The 18,032-nt window shown below is 69.3% G+C and carries 13 protein-coding genes; 7 read left to right on the top strand and 6 right to left on the bottom strand.

The window, feature by feature from the left end; translation table 11 throughout:
- Positions 1–53 precede the first annotated feature (53 nt).
- Positions 54–1,625, top strand: a complete 1,572-nt coding sequence (locus tag PA27867_RS08570) for a hypothetical protein (RefSeq protein WP_066595293.1) — start codon at positions 54–56, stop codon at positions 1,623–1,625.
- A gap of 22 nt (positions 1,626–1,647) precedes the next feature.
- On the opposite strand, the gene sucB is transcribed toward PA27867_RS08570, so the two are convergent.
- From sucB to PA27867_RS08585, 3 genes are all read right to left on the bottom strand, one after another.
- Positions 1,648–3,126, bottom strand: a complete 1,479-nt coding sequence (gene sucB / locus PA27867_RS08575) for a 2-oxoglutarate dehydrogenase, E2 component, dihydrolipoamide succinyltransferase (RefSeq protein WP_066595294.1) — start codon at positions 3,124–3,126, stop codon at positions 1,648–1,650.
- 68 nt (positions 3,127–3,194) lie between these two features.
- On the bottom strand, positions 3,195–4,568 hold the full coding sequence (lpdA, locus tag PA27867_RS08580; RefSeq protein WP_066595295.1) for a dihydrolipoyl dehydrogenase: 1,374 nt from the start codon (positions 4,566–4,568) through the stop codon (positions 3,195–3,197).
- Between the two features lie 106 nt (positions 4,569–4,674).
- The gene (locus PA27867_RS08585; protein WP_066595297.1) at positions 4,675–6,162 is read right to left on the bottom strand and encodes a leucyl aminopeptidase; all 1,488 of its coding nucleotides are present in this window, start codon (positions 6,160–6,162) and stop codon (positions 4,675–4,677) included.
- 95 nt (positions 6,163–6,257) lie between these two features.
- On the opposite strand from PA27867_RS08585, the gene PA27867_RS08590 reads away from it, so the two are divergent.
- The 5 genes from PA27867_RS08590 (at position 6,258) to PA27867_RS08610 (ending at position 12,193) form a co-directional block, all read left to right on the top strand.
- Entirely contained in the window at positions 6,258–7,181 is a 924-nt protein-coding gene (locus PA27867_RS08590; protein WP_066595301.1) for a proteasome assembly chaperone family protein, read from the top strand.
- Between the two features lie 78 nt (positions 7,182–7,259).
- Complete coding sequence (locus PA27867_RS08595; protein ID WP_066595302.1) at positions 7,260–8,594, top strand: MFS transporter; 1,335 nt, start codon at positions 7,260–7,262, stop codon at positions 8,592–8,594.
- 252 nt (positions 8,595–8,846) lie between these two features.
- Complete coding sequence (locus tag PA27867_RS08600) at positions 8,847–10,181, top strand: RNA polymerase sigma factor (protein ID WP_066595303.1); 1,335 nt, start codon at positions 8,847–8,849, stop codon at positions 10,179–10,181.
- A 9-nt stretch (positions 10,182–10,190) separates the two neighbouring features.
- Positions 10,191–11,459, top strand: coding sequence for a MurT ligase domain-containing protein (locus tag PA27867_RS08605; RefSeq protein WP_066595305.1), 1,269 nt, complete (start codon positions 10,191–10,193; stop codon positions 11,457–11,459).
- The gene (locus PA27867_RS08610) at positions 11,456–12,193 is read left to right on the top strand and encodes a type 1 glutamine amidotransferase (RefSeq protein ID WP_066595307.1); all 738 of its coding nucleotides are present in this window, start codon (positions 11,456–11,458) and stop codon (positions 12,191–12,193) included. The genes PA27867_RS08605 and PA27867_RS08610 overlap by 4 nt, the downstream gene beginning before the upstream one ends.
- A 23-nt stretch (positions 12,194–12,216) precedes the next feature.
- Here PA27867_RS08610 and PA27867_RS08615 read toward each other — a convergent pair whose 3' ends face one another.
- Positions 12,217–12,453: a DUF7455 domain-containing protein gene (locus PA27867_RS08615; RefSeq protein ID WP_066595309.1), complete on the bottom strand. Its 237-nt coding sequence runs from the start codon at positions 12,451–12,453 to the stop codon at positions 12,217–12,219.
- Positions 12,454–12,652: 199 nt separating this feature from the next.
- On the opposite strand from PA27867_RS08615, the gene PA27867_RS08620 reads away from it, so the two are divergent.
- Positions 12,653–14,731, top strand: coding sequence for a DNA gyrase/topoisomerase IV subunit B (locus tag PA27867_RS08620; RefSeq protein WP_066595311.1), 2,079 nt, complete (start codon positions 12,653–12,655; stop codon positions 14,729–14,731).
- A gap of 25 nt (positions 14,732–14,756) precedes the next feature.
- On the opposite strand, the gene PA27867_RS08625 is transcribed toward PA27867_RS08620, so the two are convergent.
- Together PA27867_RS08625 and PA27867_RS08630 are read right to left on the bottom strand one after the other, a co-directional pair.
- On the bottom strand, positions 14,757–15,458 hold the full coding sequence (locus PA27867_RS08625; protein ID WP_066595315.1) for an SDR family NAD(P)-dependent oxidoreductase: 702 nt from the start codon (positions 15,456–15,458) through the stop codon (positions 14,757–14,759).
- 57 nt (positions 15,459–15,515) lie between these two features.
- On the bottom strand, positions 15,516–17,987 hold the full coding sequence (locus tag PA27867_RS08630) for a DNA gyrase/topoisomerase IV subunit A (RefSeq protein WP_066595317.1): 2,472 nt from the start codon (positions 17,985–17,987) through the stop codon (positions 15,516–15,518).
- Positions 17,988–18,032: the final 45 nt, after the last annotated feature.

Here is an 18,032-nt window from a genome sequence, read left to right on the forward strand (position 1 = left end):
CCCGACCTGCCCCGGAGCATTCAGGGCGGGCGTCCGGCGAGCAGGGTGAGACGATGGACGAAGCGAGCACAGCCGGAGTGAGCGGGACCGTCGCAGGGCACCGCCTGGTGCGCCGGATCGGAACCGGCAGCCGTTCGTCGGTATATCTGGGGGTCACCTCCGGCCCCGGCGGCGAACCACGGACAGCGGCGCTGCAGGTGTTCCGCCCCGGCCAGGACGGTGCCGTCCTTGACCGGCAGGTACGGGCGCTGCTCACCGTTCCCGGCGGACACCTGTGCCGACTCATCGATGTGGCGACGACGCCGGACGGCCGGGTCTGCCTTGTGCTGGAGCGGCTGCCAGGACCCACGCTGGACCGTGCGCTGGCCGACCAGTCGGCGCTGACGGCTGGAGAGGCCGTGACGATCGGGGCCACGGTCACGGCGGCCCTGGGGGCGCTGCATGCTGCGGGGTTCAGCCATCCCGCCATCGGCGCGGCCTGTGTACGTTTCGACGCTTCCGGCCGCCCGGTGCTGGTGGGGCTGGGCGCCCTCGACGACCTCCCGGCCGGCGGCGGCGGGGCGGCACGGCGTCGGGACGACCTGCTGCGGCTGGCCGGGTTCCTCCGCCGGCTCCTGGACCATCTCGATCCCCGGGATCCGCATGCCGGCGGGGCCGCCGCGGTGCTGGCCCGGTTCGAATCCGCGGCGACCGCCCGCCCGCTGCCACCGGACCTGACCGGGCTCGAGGCGGCCTTGTTCGACTGGGCGCCCGCGGCCGCCGTGCGCGGCACGGGGACCGGGCGGGTCGCCGAGACTGGTGCCGAGGCCGGCGCCGTGGAGACCGGGGCTGTGGTGACCGCGGCTGTGGTGACCGGGGCTGTGTTGGCCGGAGCGGTGTCGGCCGGAGCTGTGCTGACCGGAGCTGTGGTGGGCGCCGCCGGGATGCCCAGCGCCGTTGTCGTCCGCCGCGGGCCCGAGCGGTCCGGCCGGCCGGCAGGCGCCCGTGGCCCCGAGCCCAGGCTTGTGCCCGCGATCGTCGCGGCGCTCGGCGCCGGGCGGGTGAGGCTCCGCAGAGTGCGGCGACCGGTGCTGGTCGGAGTGGGTCTTGCGGTTGTCCTCGGAGCCGGGGGACTGGGTGCGCTGGGCCAGGGCGACGCCGCGCCCGGCGGCGGCGGGCAGCCCGAGCCACCGTCTCAGGCCCGCTCCGATGCGCCCTCGGACGCAGCCGCCAACGCGACGGGCCACGACGCCGATGCGCCGGCGGTGCCGACAGACTCCCTGCTGGCAGACGATCCTGCCGCGGCGACGCTGACCCTGCTGGCGCTGCGGGACCGGTGTCTGGCGGACGCCTCGGTGCTGTGCCTCGACTCCGTCGACCAGGCCGGTTCCGTCGCGAGCGCCGCGGACGTCTACACGGTGCGGCAGGGTCTGCCGGAACCGCCGACCGGATGGGGTTCGCCGCGGGGTTCGACGGCGCCGTTCACCGCCAGCGTGCAGGAGCGAACAGGGAATTCGGCGCTCGTGCTGCTCACGCCGGTGTCGGATCCGGCCGGCTCCGAGGTCGTGGAAACGAGACAGCCGGCCTCGGCCCTGGTGATCAAGGGCGAGGCCGGCTGGCGGTTACGCGAACTCTTCGATTGGTGACTCGAACCGTTCGGGTGGGGTGTTAGATGCCCAGGTTCGCCTCGAAGGCTCCGGCTTCCAGACGTGCCTTCATCGTGGTGAGGAAGCGCGAGGCGTCCGCTCCGTCGATGATGCGGTGGTCGTAGGAGAGCGCCAGGAACACCGTCGAACGGATCGCGATGGAGTCCAGGCCCTTGTCGGTCACGACGATGGGCTTCTTGTAGACCACGCCGGTGCCGAGGATGGCACTCTGCGGCAGGAAGACCACCGGGGTGTCGAACAGCGCGCCGCGCGAACCGGTGTTGGTCAGCGTGAACGTGCCACCGGACAGTTCGTCGGGCTTGAGCTTGTTGTCGCGGGTGCGAGCGGCCAGATCGGCGATCTGGGCGGCGAAGCCGGCCAGGTCTAGTTCCCCGGCGTCGCGGATGACCGGCGTCAGCAGTCCACGCTCGGTGTCCACGGCGATGCTCATGTTCTCCTGGGGCGGGTACACGATCGAGGTGCCGTCAACGGTGGCGTTGATGATCGGGTTGGCCTTCAGCGCCTCGGCCGCGGCCAGGGCGAAGAACGGGAGGAAGGACAGCTTGTTGCCGGTCTTCTCGTGGAAGGAGACCTTGACCTTGTCGCGCAGCATCGCGACCCGGGTCACGTCCACCTCGACAACGGTCGTGAGCTGTGCGGTCTGCTGCATCGAGGCAACGGCCCGCTCGGCGACGACCTTGCGCAGACGCGACATCGGCTGGGTGGTGCCGCGCAGCGGCGAGACCTCGACGGCGACGGCCGACTCGGCGGGAGCCGCCTGGGCCGGTGCCGCGGCGTTCTCGATGTCCTGCTTGCGGATGCGTCCGCCGACACCGGTGCCGGTGATGGTGGACAGGTCGACGCCGGCTTCGTTGGCGAGCTTGCGCACGATGGGCGTGACGTAGCCGCTGGTGCCGGCGTGGGCGCCGCGAGCGGGCTCGGCGGCGGGTGCTTCCGGTGCGGCAGGCGCTGCGGGGGCTGCGGGGGCTGCGGGGGCTGCTGCTACGGGGGCAGGTGCTGCGGGAGCTGCGGGCGGCGCCTCGACGACGGCCGGAGCCGGCGGGGTTGCCGCGGCAGCCTCGGTGGGGGCGGGGGCCTCCGTGGAAGGGACCTCTGCCGCGGCAGGCGCTGCTTCGGCCTCGGGGGCGGGGGACTCGTAGCCGCCCTGGGCTGCAGCGGGAGCCGCGGCCTGGGGTGCGGCGGCCTGCGGAGCGGCGGGCGCCTCCTGCTGGGGCGCCTCGGCGGCCGGTGCCGCAGCAGCGGATCCGTCGCCGATGGTCACGAGGGGGGTTCCGACCTCGACGGTCTCGTCTTCTTGAACCAGGATGGCTTCGATGACGCCGGCGATCGGGGATGGGATCTCGGTGTCGACCTTGTCGGTCGATACCTCGAGCAGCGGTTCGTCGACTTCGACGCGGTCTCCCACGTTCTTGAGCCAGCGGGTGACCGTACCCTCTGTGACACTCTCACCGAGTGCCGGGAGGTTGACGGATTCGCTCATGCGTTTGTCTCCTTTGAAACCATTAATGTCTGACCAATGTTAGTGACGTTCTCTGTGCCCGAAGCGGGCTACATGGCGTGCAGCGGCTTGCCGGCCAGGGCCAGGAAGGCCTCGCCGAGCGCTTCGTTCTGGGTGGGGTGGGCGTGCAGCAGCGGCGCGAGGTCCTCCGGGTACGCTTCCCAGTTCACGATCAGCTGGCCTTCACCGATCAGTTCGCCGACGCGGGCGCCGATCATGTGGATGCCGATAATGGGGCCATCGACTTCGCGGACGACCTTGATCGAACCGGTGGTGCCCAGGATCGAGCTCTTGCCGTTGCCGCCCAGGCTGTACTCGTAGCTGGAGACCTTGTCGGCGCCGAACTTGGCGACGGCCTTGGCCTCGGTGTAGCCGACGGATGCGATTTCAGGGTCGCAGTAGGTGACCTTGGGGATGTTCAGGTCGTCCACGACGATCGGGGACAGGCCCGCGATCTCCTCGGCGACGAAGATGCCCTGCTGGAAGCCGCGGTGCGCGAGCTGGAGGCCGGGGACGATGTCGCCGACGGCGTAGACGCCGGGGATGTTGGTGGCGAGGCGCTCGTCGGTGAGGACGAAACCGCGGTCCATGGTGATGCCGGCCTCTTCGAAGCCGAGCCCTGCGGTCGACGGGCCACGGCCGACGGCGACGAGCAGCAGCTCGGCTTCGATGGTGGTGCCGTTCTCGAGGGTGACGACGACGCCGGAGTCGTCCTGGGTGACCGACTGGAACCGTACGCCGAGGGAGAACTCGATGCCGCGCTTGCGGAAGGCCCGCTCGAGCTGCTTGGAGACGGATTCCTCTTCGTTCGGGGCCAGGTGCGGCAGCGCCTCGATGATGGTCACGTCGGCGCCGAAGGACTTCCAGACACTGGCGAACTCGACGCCGATGACGCCGCCACCGAGCACGGCGACCTTCTTGGGCACGTAGGTGAGCTCGAGGGCCTGCTCGCTCGTGATGACGCGGCCTTCGATGGCCAGCCCGGGCAGCGAACGGGAGTAGGAACCGGTCGCAAGGACCACGTTCTTGCCGACGATGGTGTCCTCGCCGACCTGGACGGTCGTGGGGGAGACCAGACGGCCCTCACCCGAGATGACGGTGATGCCGCGGGCCTTGATCAGGCCCTGCAGTCCGCGGAACTTGCTGGCGACGATGCCCTCACGGAACGCCGTGACGGCGGCCATGTCGATGCCTTCGAACGACGTCGTGACGCCGTACTTGGCCGACTCGCGGCTGACGTCGGCGACCTCGGCGGAGTGCAGCAGGGCCTTGGTCGGGATGCAACCGACGTGCAGGCAGGTACCGCCGAGCTTGTCTTTCTCGATCAGGCCCACGGTCAGGCCGAGCTGGACGGCGCGCAAGGCGGCCGCGTAGCCGCCGCTGCCGCCACCGAGAACTACAAGGTCAAAATTCTGTTCAGACACCCAGATACTCCCTCGTGCATCACATACACTTTCACGGCCTGCCAGCGCAATTATGCTGCGCGGACAGGCGTTGAACGGCAAGGATTTTCCTGCCTATACGACTGTACTACGGGCGTGAAAAGTCCTCGGCCAGTCGCAACAGGGTTCGAACGGTGACTCCGGTGGGCCCGGGGGCCGTGAAGCCGAGTCCGCCGCCGACCAGCTGAGCGCTGCCGGCGATGTCCAGGTGTGCCCAGGGAATGGTCCGGGCGTTGTCGCCCTCGCCCACAGAGCCGATGAATTCGCGCAGGAACACGGCGGCCAGGAGCATGCCGCCGCCCGTGTTGCCGATCTTGGCGTTGGCGATGTCGGCGACGTCGGAGTTCAGCAGGGCCCGCAGTTCCTCGGGCATCGGCATCGGCCAGGCCAGTTCGCCCTCCGAGGTGCTGGCGGCGAGGACCTGCGCCACGAGGTCGTCATCGCCGAGCACGGCGGAGTACCGCGTGCCGAGGGCCACGACGGCGGCACCCGTGAGCGTGGCGACGTCGATGATCGCATCGGGCTCTTCCTCGCCGGCCGCGACGAGACCGTCGGCCAGGACCAGGCGGCCCTCAGCGTCGGTGTTGAGCACCTCGACCGTGCGTCCACCGCGGATGCTGAGCACGTCGTTGGGACGGATGGCGGAGCCTGAGGGCATGTTCTCCGCGATGCACAGCCAGGCCGTGATGCGAACGTCGAGGTTCAGGCGCGCAGCGGCGAGTGTGACGGCCAGCACCGTGGCGGCGCCGGTCATGTCGTACTTCATGCCCACCATGGATGCCGGCGGCTTGAGCGAGAGTCCGCCGGTGTCGAAGGTGATGCCCTTGCCGACGAGGGCCAGGTGCTTGGCCGCGCCGGCCGGGGCGTAGCTGACCTTGACCAGGCGGGGCGGGCGGGTCGAGCCCTGCCCGACACCGGCGATCCCGCCGAAGCCGTCGGCCACCAGCTGGTCCTCGTCCCACACCGTCAGGGTGACGGGCAGGCCCTCGGCCGCGGCCTGGGCCAGGGCGGTCAGGGATTCGGGGTAGAGATCCAGCGGGGGAGTGTTGACGAGGTCCTTCACGAGGCTCACGGCCCCGGCGACGATGTCCGCCCGGTCGGCGGCACCGGCGGCGGCTTGGTCGGTGTGCACGGTGATGTCTCCGGTGGGCAGGCTGGTGCCGGCCAGGGACGCCCTGCGGTAGGTCGTGAAGGAGTACCCGCCGAGAGCCGCACCCTCGAGGACCGCAGCGGCCTGCTCGGCATCCGTCAGCGGGAGGGCGAACGCCACGGTGGCCGCGCCGGTGAGCTGGCGCACGGCGGACCCGGCCGCGTACCGCAGTGACTCGGGCGTGACGGCAGAGCCGAGACCGACGACCGCGATGCTGCGTGCGCTGCCCACGACGGGGGCGAAACGCATGACCTGGTCCTTGGCGCCGGAGACGCCGACGGCCTGGAACTGGTCGGCGAGGGGGGCGAAGGACGGGTCGGCGAACAGGGTGGGACCGTCCTTGCCCTGGACGGCGCCGACGACGATGACGTCGGCGGTGGATTCGATCGCGGGCTGTGCGGACACTGAAATGCGGGGAACGGTCATGCCTCGATGCTACGGGGCCCGGTGTTCGCTCTGGGCACCACGCGGAGCGCCGGGTTTCTCGGACAGCGGGCAAAAACCCCGAATAGAGTTAACGAATGCGCGATCCCGATGAAATCTACATGCTCACTGCGGACGCCGCCGGCGTCCCCGAAGGGCTGCATCTTGTCGCGGGCCTGACCGGCTTCACCGACGCCGGCGGAGCGGTTTCGCAGTTCACCGAGTACCTGCTCGCGACCCTGGAGCACACGGTCATCGCGGAGTTCGACGCCGATCTGCTCCTGGACTACCGGGCCCGCCGCCCGATCATCTACTTCGACCAGGACCACCTCACCGACTACCGGCCGCCGCGGCTGCGGCTGTACCTGGCCCGGGACGAGATCGGTCAACCGTTCCTGCTGCTGGCCGGCTTCGAACCCGACTTCCGCTGGGAGCAGTTCACGGCCGCCGTGCTCGAGCTGGTCAGCCGGTTCACGGTGTCGTCGACGACCTGGGTGAACGCGATTCCCATGCCCGTGCCGCATACCCGGCCGATCGGCGTGACGGTGAGCGGCAACCGCACCGATCTCATCGAGAGCATGTCGGTCTGGCGCCCGCACACCCAGGTGCCCGCGAACGCCCTGCACCTGGTCGAGTTCCGGCTCCAGGAGATGGGGGCCTGGGCGATCGGCTACGTCCTCCTCATCCCGCACTACCTCGCGGACACCGAGTTCCCCTCGGCGGCACTGTCCGCTCTGGAGAGCACCAGCGCCTCCACTGGCCTGATCTTCCGGACCGACTCGCTCCGGGAGAAGAACCGTGAATTCGTCGCCCGGATCGACGAGCAGGTCGGCGACAACCCCGAACTGGCCAAGCTGGTCGGGACCCTCGAAGAGCGTTACGACGCCTACATGGAGGGGAACACCCTGCGGTCCCCGTTGACCGACGAAGACGGGGCGCTGCCCACGGCCGACGAGATCGCGGCCGAGCTGGAGAAGTTCCTCGCGACCCGCCGCGGCCGCGACGACGGCCAACCCGGCTGACCCGGCGGGCCGCCGCCGTCAGGGGCGCGCCCGCGGGGGTGGTCTGGACCTCCCGGGCACCCGGCTAGATTGGGGGGAGTGAACTCTCGTCGATCCTGGTTGATCTTTTCCTTCGGGTCGTTCGTCTACCTCTCCGCCGTCATGCAGCGCACGTCGCTCGGCATCGCGGGAGTGTCGGCCACCGAACGATTCGGCGGCTCGGCCGCCGTCCTGTCCAGCCTCGCCGTGGTGCAGCTGATCGTCTACGCGGCGGCGCAGATCCCGGTCGGGGTTCTGATCGACCGGTTCGGCCCACGCGTGCTGATGCTTTCCGGAACCATCCTCATGGTCGCCGGCCAGCTGACTCTGGCGTTCGCGCCGTCGATCACCATCGCGGTGGTGGGACGGATGCTGGTGGGGGCGGGCGACGCCACCATCTTCATCTCCATGATCCGGTTGATCACCTCCTGGTTCAGCGGCCGCATCGTGCCGCAACTGTCGCAGTGGTTCGGCAACATCGGCCAGCTCGGCCAGGTGCTCTCGGCCGTTCCGCTGGCCTGGATCCTGCACAGCTGGGGATGGACGCCGGCATTCCTCGTTGCCACCCTGGTGGCCTTCACGGCGTTCATCGTCGTGGTCGTCGCCATCCGGGACAGGCCGGCGGGGTCCGCCGACCAGGCCCGGCCCGGCACCTGGGGCAGCGCTCTCACGCAGCTTCGGCACAGTTTCAGCCGGCCGGGAACCCAGCTCGGGTTCTGGTCGCACTTCGTCACCCAGTCCTCCGGAACCGTCTTCACCCTGCTCTGGGGCTTCCCCTTCATGGTCTACGGACTGGGTTACGAGTCGGGGATGGCCGCGGCCATGCTGACCATCCCGGTGGCGGCGGGCATCGTCTGCGGCCCGGTGCTCGGGGTGCTCACGGCTCGCCATCCGCTGCGCCGCAGCAACATCGTGCTCGGCATCGTGTCGGCCATGGGCACGGCCTGGGCGCTGGTGCTCCTGTGGCCCGTCGAGCCGCCCTTCCCGCTCGTAGTGCTCCTGCTGATCGTTCTGGGCATCGGCGGTCCGGGTTCCCTGATCGGATTCGACTTCGCCCGCACCTTCAACCCCCAACGCAGCCTGGGGTCGGCCAACGGGGTTGTGAACGTGGGTGGTTTTCTCGCCAGCTTCGTGATGATGTTCCTGATCGGCGTGCTCCTCGACCTTCAGGACGGGTGGCGGCTGGCCCAGGGCGGCACCAGCGACCTGTACGCGCTGAACTCGTTCCGGATCGCCTTCGCGGTGCAGTTCGTGGTGATCGGCGCCGGAGTGGTGATGCTTGTCACGACCCGCAAGCGCACCAGGCGGGTGCTCTCGCGCGATGAGGGAATAGAAGTGGCCCCGCTCTGGGTTGAACTTTCACGACGGATGCGTCGGCGCGGGCGCGGTCAGTGATGTCGCGTGGCTCGGTTTATACACAATCCGTGCAATAATTGTCAATAGGACCCGTTCTGGTTCCTGGGCACACCGGCTGATCGTTGGCTGCATTCCCGGGGACTTGACATGGGTCCTAGTACTGCCCAAAAACGTACTTCCACAAACGTACTGCCCACCACCCCGCCTGGTGCGTACCCGGTCCGCGCCGAGCGACCGGGTGAGCGGGGGCAGCGCCGCACGCGCACGAACTACGGCATGAGAGGTGTTCGCATGGCAACCCCAACGAAGACAGAGCCCGAATTGAAGACCACAGAGACCACGCCGGTCGACGCAGCAGCCGTCGACGCCGCGCCCCGCACGGCCGCCCAGAAGGCCGCCGCGACTCGCGCGGCCAAGGCCGCCGCAGCCGCCGACGGCACCGACACGCCCGAGAAGGCCGCCCCGCGCAAGCGTGCCGCCAGCACGAAGACCAAGGCGGCCGCCGCCGGTAAGAAGAAGGACGGCGACTCCGACGCCGGCGACGACGAGGTCGTGGTTCCCGGGGACGAGCACGACACCGACGACGACGAGAACAGCGACGGTTCCGCCAAGCGCGTTGCCCCCGCCGAGCCGCTCCCCAGCGGTGCGCTCGTGCTGTCGCTCGTGGACGACGAGGATGAGGTGCCGGTGTACTCCAGTGCCATCACCGGCGCCACGGCCGACCCCGTCAAGGACTACCTCAAGCAGATCGGTAAGGTCGCGCTGCTCAACGCCGCGGAAGAGGTCGAGCTGGCGATGCGTATCGAGGCCGGTCTCTTCGCCGAGGACAAGCTCGCGCAGATGACGGATGCCGAGAAGAAGAGCGCCCTCGGTCGCGAACTGCAGTGGGTCGCCAAGGACGGCGCCCGGGCCAAGAGCCACCTGCTCGGCGCCAACCTGCGTCTCGTGGTCTCCCTGGCCAAGCGGTACACGGGCCGAGGGATGCAGTTCCTCGACCTGATCCAGGAGGGCAACCTGGGCCTGATCCGTGCGGTCGAGAAGTTCGACTACACCAAGGGCTTCAAGTTCTCCACGTACGCCACCTGGTGGATCCGTCAGGCGATCACCCGCGCCATGGCCGACCAGGCCCGCACCATCCGTATCCCCGTGCACATGGTCGAGGTCATCAACAAGCTCGCCCGCGTGCAGCGCCAGATGCTCCAGGACCTGGGCCGCGAGCCCACGCCGGAGGAGCTGAGCCGCGAGCTCGACATGACCCCTGAGAAGGTCGTCGAGGTGCAGAAGTACGGTCGCGAGCCGATCTCCCTGCACACCCCGCTCGGCGAGGACGGCGACAGCGAATTCGGTGACCTCATCGAGGACACCGAAGCCGTCGTGCCGGCCGACGCCGTGGGCTTCACCATGCTGCAGAAGCAGCTCGAGAGCCTGCTCGACTCGCTGTCCGAGCGTGAGGCCGGCGTGATCCGTATGCGCTTCGGTCTCGGTGACGGCATGCCCAAGACCCTCGACCAGATCGGCGACACGTTCGGGGTCACCCGGGAACGCATCCGCCAGATCGAATCGAAGACCATGGCCAAGCTGCGCCACCCGTCCCGGTCGCAGTCCCTCCGCGACTACCTCGAGTAGGAGTTGCCTGTGCGGTACGCGCCGGCGATCCTCCTCGGGAGGGTCGCGCGGACGCTCGCGCGCTGGCGGAAGCCCGGTGGGGGTTCCGCCGTCCCCGGCCTGGTCGTCAACACGATCGCGCCGGGGTTCCTGCCGCGCACCCTGAATTCCTTCCCCCAGGGGCTGGTCATCGTGACCGGGTCCAGCGGCAAGTCCACCACGACCAAGATGCTCGTCGCTGCTCTCCGGGCGCACGGCTCCGAGGTCTTCACGAACCCGTCCACGGCCAACATCAGCCAGGGTCTCACCTCGGCCCTGCTCGAACAGGTCAGCCTGACGGGCCGGATCGCCGGCGACATCGCGGTGCTGGAGATGGACGAGGGCCATGGTGCTCTCATCTCCGGTTCGCTGCAGCCGCGCGTCGTAGTGCTCACCAACGTGATGGTCGACCAGATCGACCGGTTCCACGATTCCGACATGGTCGCGGCGATGCTCGCCAAGATCGCCGCGCGTGCCACCGGCACCGTCGTGATCAACGCCGACGACCGGTACCTCGTCGACATCGGTGACGCCATCCGCCCGCCCGTGTCGGTGGGGCGCTACGGCGTGACCGAGGCCGTCCTCGCCGCCAACCCTCGCGGGCTCGGCTACGCGGCCACGGCCGCCACCCGGCTGAACGACGACGACGGCATGCTGTTGACCGCGGTCGACGGCCGGGACGCCCGCGTGCGGGTCGACAGAACGGACCTGGCGGTCCGGCTGCCCGCGCGCGGCACGCACTACGCCGTGGATGCGCTGACGGCGTTGGCCGCGGCCCGCGCTGCTCTCGGGACGGGCTTCGACGCCGCACGTGCCACCGCCGCGATCTCCGGCATCGCGCCGGTCTTCGGTCGCGGTGAAGTTGTCACCGTTCGCGGCACGAGCGTTGAATTCGTTCTCGTGCAGAACCCGGCCAGCTTCCAGCTCAATGTCGACAGCCTGGCCCCCGGAACCGAGCAGATCCTCGTCGCCGTCGGCTCCGACGTGCGTGACCCGTCCTACCTGTGGCCGGCCGACACCTCGGGTCTCGGCCACGTGCTCATCGCGTCGGGGTCCAAGGCCCACGACATCGCGTTGCAGCTCGTCTACGACGGTGTCACGGTCGACCGGGTGGAACCCGATCTCGGCCGCGCACTGGATGATTTCCTCGCGTTGCCTGAACCGGCCACGGGGATGAAGACCATTATTTTCTCGGCCGACTCCATGCGCCGCACGCGCGCGCACCTGGGTCTGGCCACCAACGAAGCGGACCCCTCATGACAGTGGACCAGTCGGCCACCCTCACTATCGTGACGCTGCTCCCACGCCTGCTCGACACCAACGGCGACGCCGCGAACGCGCGGGTGCTCGCCCAGCGGGCTCGCTGGGCCGGGCTGCAGGCTTCTGTCGTGCCCGTCCACACCCCGGCCGACCTTCCGCCCGTTGTGGACCTCGTGGTGATCGGGTCGGGAACGGACACCGACCTCGGCGGCGTCAGGGATGCCCTGCGGCCGCTCTCGGCTGCTCTCCGCGGCTGGTTGGCCGCCGGGGTGCCGGTTCTGGCCGTCGGCACCGGCTGGGAACTGCTCAGCGACGCAGTGGACCTGCCCGGCGGCGGCACCGTGGACGGTCTCGCCCTCGTACGGGGCCGTGCGACGGTCCGGCCGACTCGCGTGACCGACGACCTCGTCGTGGCCACAGGCGCGGAGCGACTGATCGGGTTCGAGAATCACGCGCGCGGGTATGCGAATGCCGCGGCCGCACTGGGGTCGGTGCTCTCGGGCACCGGGAACGGCGACGGCACGGAGGGAACGCGTGAAGGCAGCTTCATCGGCACCCACCTGCACGGGCCGGTCCTGGCGCGCAACCCCGTGCTGGCCGATCGGTTGCTCGGCGCGGCGTGCGCCGCCCGGGGGATCACCCTGAACGCATCCGCTCACACCGCGACTGTCGATGACATGGCAAAAGCCGCACGCAACCAGGTTGCAGTGCGGCTCAGCCTCGCCTCAGAGTAGGACTCGCCGGAGCGAGCCCGACTCTAGGACTTCTGGTCTTCGAAGAGTCGGCTCGACTCGTCGTGCCAGCTTTCGGCGATCGCGGCGAGCTTCTCCTGGTGCTTGCGACCATGGTGGGCGCAGAAGAGCAACTCGCTGTTATTCACGACTACACGGATGTAGGCCTGAGCGCCACAAGCGTCGCAGCGGTCGGCCGCGGTGAGCTGGTGGGGGGCGCCCTGTTGGTCGACGGCACCATTTTCGGTGGCGATCTGGGACATATTCTCCTCCTCCAGACTGATACCAGGTGATACCAATTGAATCCTTACTGACCATGTAAACACGGCCGGGCCCGGATTGGGCCACAGTTGGGTGACATTTCGCTCACCGCGTAGCATTCACGCGGCGAACCGGGCGTATCCGGCTCCACACGGGTGTCCTGCGGAGCCGCACGGCTCGGGGTCACTATTCTTAACCGTTGTGAGTTCTGACTATTCCGCCCGCCACCTCTCGGTCCTCGAAGGCCTCGACGCGGTGCGCAAACGCCCCGGCATGTACATCGGTTCCACCGACTCCCGCGGGCTCATGCACTGCCTCTGGGAGATCATCGACAACTCCGTCGACGAGGCGTTGAGCGGGCATGGGTCGTCGATCGGCATTGTCCTGCACCCCGACGAGAGCGTCGAGGTCAGCGACACCGCCCGCGGCATCCCGGTGGACATCGAACCGAAGACCGGCCTGTCCGGTGTGGAAGTGGTGTTCACCAAGCTGCACGCCGGCGGAAAGTTCGGCAGCGGCTCCTACGCCGCGTCGGGCGGGCTGCACGGCGTCGGCGCCTCGGTCGTGAACGCGCTGTCCGAACGTCTCGACGTTGAGGTCGACCGGGACGGCAAGACCTGGGCGATGTCCTTCCACCGCGGCGAGCCGGGGGTCTTCGCCGACACCGGCGAGAAGAGCCCGGATGCGCCGTTCACCCCGTTCGAGAAGACCAGCGAATTGCGCGTGGTGGGCAAGGTCAAGAAGGGTGTGACGGGCACTCGCATCCGCTACTGGGCCGACCGGCAGATCTTCACCAAGGGCGCGTCCTTCCAGACCGACGACCTGATGGGCCGGGCCCGCCAGACCGCTTTCCTGATCCCCGGGCTCACGATCAACATCGACGACCGGCGGGGGGAGACGCCCCTGGCGGAATCCTTCACCTTCGCCGGCGGCATCTCCGAGTTCGTCGACCACCTCGCCGTCGACACCCCGATCACCGACACCTGGCGGCTCACCGGCGCCGGAAGCTTCACCGAGACGGTGCCCGTGCTCACCGATTCCGGAGCCATGATCCCGACCGAACTGGTCAGGGACTGCCAGGTCGACATCGCACTGCGCTGGGGGACCGGCTACGACACCGTCGTCAAGAGCTTCGTCAACATCATCGCGACGCCCAAGGGCGGCACGCACCAGGCCGGGTTCGATGCCGGACTGCTCAAGTTCCTGCGGGCGCAGGTCGAACAGAACGCCCGCCGGCTCAAGGTGGGCAGTGACAAGCTCGAAAAGGACGACATCATGGCCGGCCTCACGGCCGTGCTCACGGTGCGGCTGCCCGAACCGCAGTTCGAGGGGCAGACCAAGGAGGTCCTCGGGACCCCGGCCGTGCGCGCGATCGTGGCCGCTGTGATCCAGAAGACCATGACCGAGCGCTTCACCTCGGCCAAGCGCGACGACAAGACGCAGTCCGCCGTGGTGCTCGACAAGATCGTCGCCGAGATGAAGTCGCGCATCTCCGCCCGGGCGCACAAAGAGACCCAGCGGCGGAAGAACGCCCTGGAGAGCTCCTCGTTGCCGGCAAAGCTCGTGGACTGCCGCAGCAACGACGTGGCATTGAGCGAACTGTTCATCGTCGAGGGCGACTCCGCCCTGGGCACGGCCAAGCTGGCCAGGGACAGCGAACACCAGGCGCTGCTGCCGATCCGGGGCAAGATCCTCAACGTGCAGAAGGCGTCGGTCTCCGACATGCTCTCCAACCTCGAGTGCGCCTCCATCATCCAGGTCATCGGTGCGGGCTCCGGGCGCAGCTTCGACCTCTCCGCCGCGCGCTACGGCAAGGTCATCATCATGAGCGACGCCGATGTCGACGGCGCGCACATCCGCACCCTGCTGCTCACCCTGTTCTTCCGGTACATGCGGCCCATGATCGAGGCCGGCCGGATCTTCGCCGCGGTGCCTCCACTGCACCGGGTGATCGTGATGAACCCGGGCAGCAAGCCCAACGAGACCATCTACACCTACTCGGAGCCTGAACTGCAGGGCGTGCTCGCTGCGCTCAAGAAGAGCGGTAAGCGCTACCAGGACCCGATCCAGCGCTACAAGGGCCTGGGCGAGATGGACGCCGACCAGCTGGCCACCACGACCATGGAACGCTCGCACCGCACGCTGCGCCGGGTGCAGGTGGCCGACGCCGAGATGGCGGGCAAGGTCTTCGAACTGCTCATGGGCAACGATGTCGCACCGCGCAAGGAGTTCATCGTCGACAGCGCCGACAAGCTCAGCCGCGACCGCATCGACGTCTGACCCCTCTTCGCCTGGGTGCTGCGGGCTAGCTGGCGGTGAACGCCGTGCTCGGCAGGTCACGTTCGCCGTCGGTGATGGCGCGCACGATGCGCGCGCAGACGGCGACGGGGTCCAGGCCCCGGGGGAGTGCCGGTGCTGTGCCGTCGATGGGATGCGTGGACAGGGCTGTGTCGGTGTGCCCCGGCCTCGCGTCCAGGATCCGGATGCCCGAGCGGCGCAGCTCTCGTCCGGCCGCGGTGCCGAAGGCCGCCAGTGCCGCCTTCGACGCGGAATAGGCGGCGAGGTTGGCCGTGGGACTCTCGCTCACGACCCCGCTGAGTGTGACGAAGGCGGGGGAGCGCCCCGCCGCCGCCGAGGCGCCGAGCGCCGCGTGCGCAGCCTGGAGCAGCAGCATGGGCGCGACGGCGTTCACGGCGAAGAGCCGCTCGACCGTTCCCGGGGCCAACTCGGCGGCCGGGCCGAACGCGACGACGCCGGCCGCGACGACGATCCCGTCGAGCTGGCCGGTGACCGTCACGGCCACCTGCACCAGACGACGGATCTCGGCCGGGTCGGTCAGGTCGGCAGCGACGACGGCGCCGCCGAGTCCGAGCGCGGCGATCGCCGCCGGGTCCCGGGCGCTGAGCACCAGGGTCGCCCCGGCCTCGGAGAGTTGGCGGGCGATTTCCCGCCCCAGTCCGCCTGTTGCGCCGACAACCAGGATGGTGGAACCGCTCAGATCAGCCATGCCCCACCCTACTGCGGGAAGCTCCGGCTGCACCGGGCGGGCCGACCGGGACGCCGGTCAGCCGATCCCGGCGCCGATCGACCCGACCACGGCGTCCAGCATGACGCCCGAAGCATCCCGTCGTGCACCGGTCTCCGGCAAGGTGCGGGGTGAGCCCTCGATGCCGAGCGCTCGGGCCGGCGCCGCGCCCACCCAGGCCAGGCTGATGAGGTCCTCGCCCTTGAGGAAGCGGTGGGAGCGCACGCCTCCCGTGGCCCGGCCCTTGGCCGGGTACTCGGAGAACGCGGAGACCTTCGCGCTACCCGGATCGGTGCCGGGGAGCGTCAGGCTGCTCGAGGCGATGGTGGCGACAACAGCGGTGTCGGCGGCGTCGGCAGGCAGGCTGGTGAAGAACACGACGCTGACTCCCGTGGCCAGTTTGATGCCCGCCATTCCGCCGGCCGTCCGGCCTTGCGGCCGCACGGTCGCGGCCGGGAAGCGCAGCAGCTGGGCGTCGGAGGCGACGAACACGAGTTCGTCCTCCTCCGTGCCCTGCACGGCTCCGACAACCTCGTCGCCGGGCTTGAGCGCGATGATCTCAAAATCGGGCTTGTTGGCCCAGTCGTTCGCGGTGAGCCGTTTGACCACGCCCAACCGGGTGCCGATGGCGATGCACCGGTCGCCCGTCAGTGCAACGAGGGCGAGTACATGCTCGCCGCCGCCGGCCAGCGACAGGTAGTCCCGCACGCGCACGCCGGCGGCCAGCTGGATCGAAGTGGGCGGCACCACGGGAAGGTCGACGGGGGAGAACCTGATGAGCCGGCCGCGGTTGGTCACGGCGCCGATCTCGGTGCGGCTGGTGGTGTCCAGGGCCGACAGTACGGCGTCGTGCTTGCTGCGGCGGTGCGCAGGCGTGATGCGTTCGGCCTGGTCGTCGTCCGACTGCGGCAGGTCGACCCTCGCGATGCGGCCCGTGGTGCTCAGGTACACCCGGGTGGGGGTGTCGGTCACCTCCAGCACGGCCGCGCGCTTGGCGGAGGCGCCGGCGATGCTCGGTCGCGCCTCGGTGAGCAGGGTGCGGCGCGGCGTGCCGAACCGGTCCGACACGGCGGCGAGCTCGGTGGACACCAGGGTGCGGATGGCCTGCTTGCTGCCCAGCAGGGTCTCCAGTTCGCGGATCTCGGCGAGCAGCTGGTCACGCTCGGACTCGAGCTCGATGCGGGAGAACCGGGTCAGGCGGCGCAGCCGCAGTTCGAGGATGTACTCGGCCTGGACCTGGCTGAGGTCGAACACGTCGATGAGCCGGGTGCGGGCCTGGTCGGTGTCGTCGCTGGCGCGGATGACCTGGATGACCTCGTCGATGTCCAGGATCGCGATGAGCAGTCCCTCCACCAGGTGCAGGCGCTCGCGCCGGCGCGCGAGCCTGTAGGCGGAGCGCCGGGTGACGACCTCGATGCGGTGGTCCACGTAGACCTGCAGCAGTTCCACCAGACCGAGGGTCTGCGGCCCGCCGTTGACCAGGGCGACGGCGTTGATGTTGAAGGAGTCCTCGAGCGGGGTGTACCGGTAGAGCTGCTCCAGCACCGCCTCGGGGCTGAAGCCGGTCTTGATGCCGATCACCAGGCGCAGGCCCTTGGTGCGGTCCGTGAGGTCGGTGACGTCGGAGATCCCGCTGAGCTTCTTGGAGGTGACGCCGTCCTTGATCTTCTCGATCACACGTTCGGGGCCGACGAGGTAGGGCAGCTCGGTGACGACCAGCCCGGCCTTACGGGCCGTGATCGCCTCGACCGACACCTTGGCGCGGGTCTTGAAGCTGCCGCGCCCGGTGAGGTACGCGTCTTTGATCCCGGCCAGGCCCACGATGGTGCCTCCGGTGGGCAGGTCGGGGCCCGGCACGAACTCCATCAACTCGTCCAGGGTGGCGCGCGGGTGGGCGAGCAGGTGCCGGGCCGCTCCGATGACCTCGATCAGGTTGTGCGGCGCCATGTTGGTCGCCATGCCCACGGCGATGCCGCTGGCGCCGTTGACGAGGAGGTTGGGGTACGCGGCCGGCAGCACGTCGGGCTGGGTGAGCTGGTTGTCGTAGTTGGGCACGAAGTCCACGACGTCCTCGTCGAGGTGCTCCGTCATGGACAGCGCCGGCGCGGCCAGACGCGCTTCCGTGTACCGCGGTGCGGCCGGGCCGTCGTCGAGGGAGCCGAAGTTGCCGTGACCGTCGATGAGTGGAACCCGCAGGGTGAACGCCTGGGCCATACGCACCATGGCGTCGTAGATGGCGGTGTCGCCGTGGGGGTGCAGCTTGCCCATCACCTCACCGACGACGCGCGCCGACTTGACATGGCCGCGGTCGGGGCGCAGGCCCATCTCGCTCATCTGGTACAGGATGCGGCGTTGCACCGGCTTCAACCCGTCCCTGGCGTCGGGCAGGGCCCGCGAGTAGATCACCGAGTAGGCGTATTCCAGGAAGGAGCCCTGCATCTCCGTCGACACGTCGACGTCTTCGATGCGCTCGGTGGACGCGGTGGGCACGGTGTTGTCTGAGCGGCTCATTCGTAGATTCTGCTGGGTGGGGCACACCGGCAGGACCGGCTGCGC

The sequence above is a fragment of the Cryobacterium arcticum genome, assembly GCF_001679725.1.
GTDB lineage: Bacteria > Actinomycetota > Actinomycetes > Actinomycetales > Microbacteriaceae > Cryobacterium > Cryobacterium arcticum_A.

What these genes read in the sequence shown, in the direction of transcription:
- PA27867_RS08570 (WP_066595293.1), top strand. Translation starts at nt 54, where the DNA reads ATGGACGAAGCGAGCACAGCCGGAGTGAGCGGGACCGTCGCAGGGCAC.
- sucB (WP_066595294.1), bottom strand. Translation starts at nt 3,126, where the DNA reads ATGAGCGAATCCGTCAACCTCCCGGCACTCGGTGAGAGTGTCACAGAG.
- PA27867_RS08585 (WP_066595297.1), bottom strand. Translation starts at nt 6,162, where the DNA reads ATGACCGTTCCCCGCATTTCAGTGTCCGCACAGCCCGCGATCGAATCC.
- PA27867_RS08590 (WP_066595301.1), top strand. Translation starts at nt 6,258, where the DNA reads ATGCGCGATCCCGATGAAATCTACATGCTCACTGCGGACGCCGCCGGC.
- PA27867_RS08600 (WP_066595303.1), top strand. Translation starts at nt 8,847, where the DNA reads ATGGCAACCCCAACGAAGACAGAGCCCGAATTGAAGACCACAGAGACC.
- PA27867_RS08610 (WP_066595307.1), top strand. Translation starts at nt 11,456, where the DNA reads ATGACAGTGGACCAGTCGGCCACCCTCACTATCGTGACGCTGCTCCCA.
- PA27867_RS08615 (WP_066595309.1), bottom strand. Translation starts at nt 12,453, where the DNA reads ATGTCCCAGATCGCCACCGAAAATGGTGCCGTCGACCAACAGGGCGCC.
- PA27867_RS08625 (WP_066595315.1), bottom strand. Translation starts at nt 15,458, where the DNA reads ATGGCTGATCTGAGCGGTTCCACCATCCTGGTTGTCGGCGCAACAGGC.
- PA27867_RS08630 (WP_066595317.1), bottom strand. Translation starts at nt 17,987, where the DNA reads ATGAGCCGCTCAGACAACACCGTGCCCACCGCGTCCACCGAGCGCATC.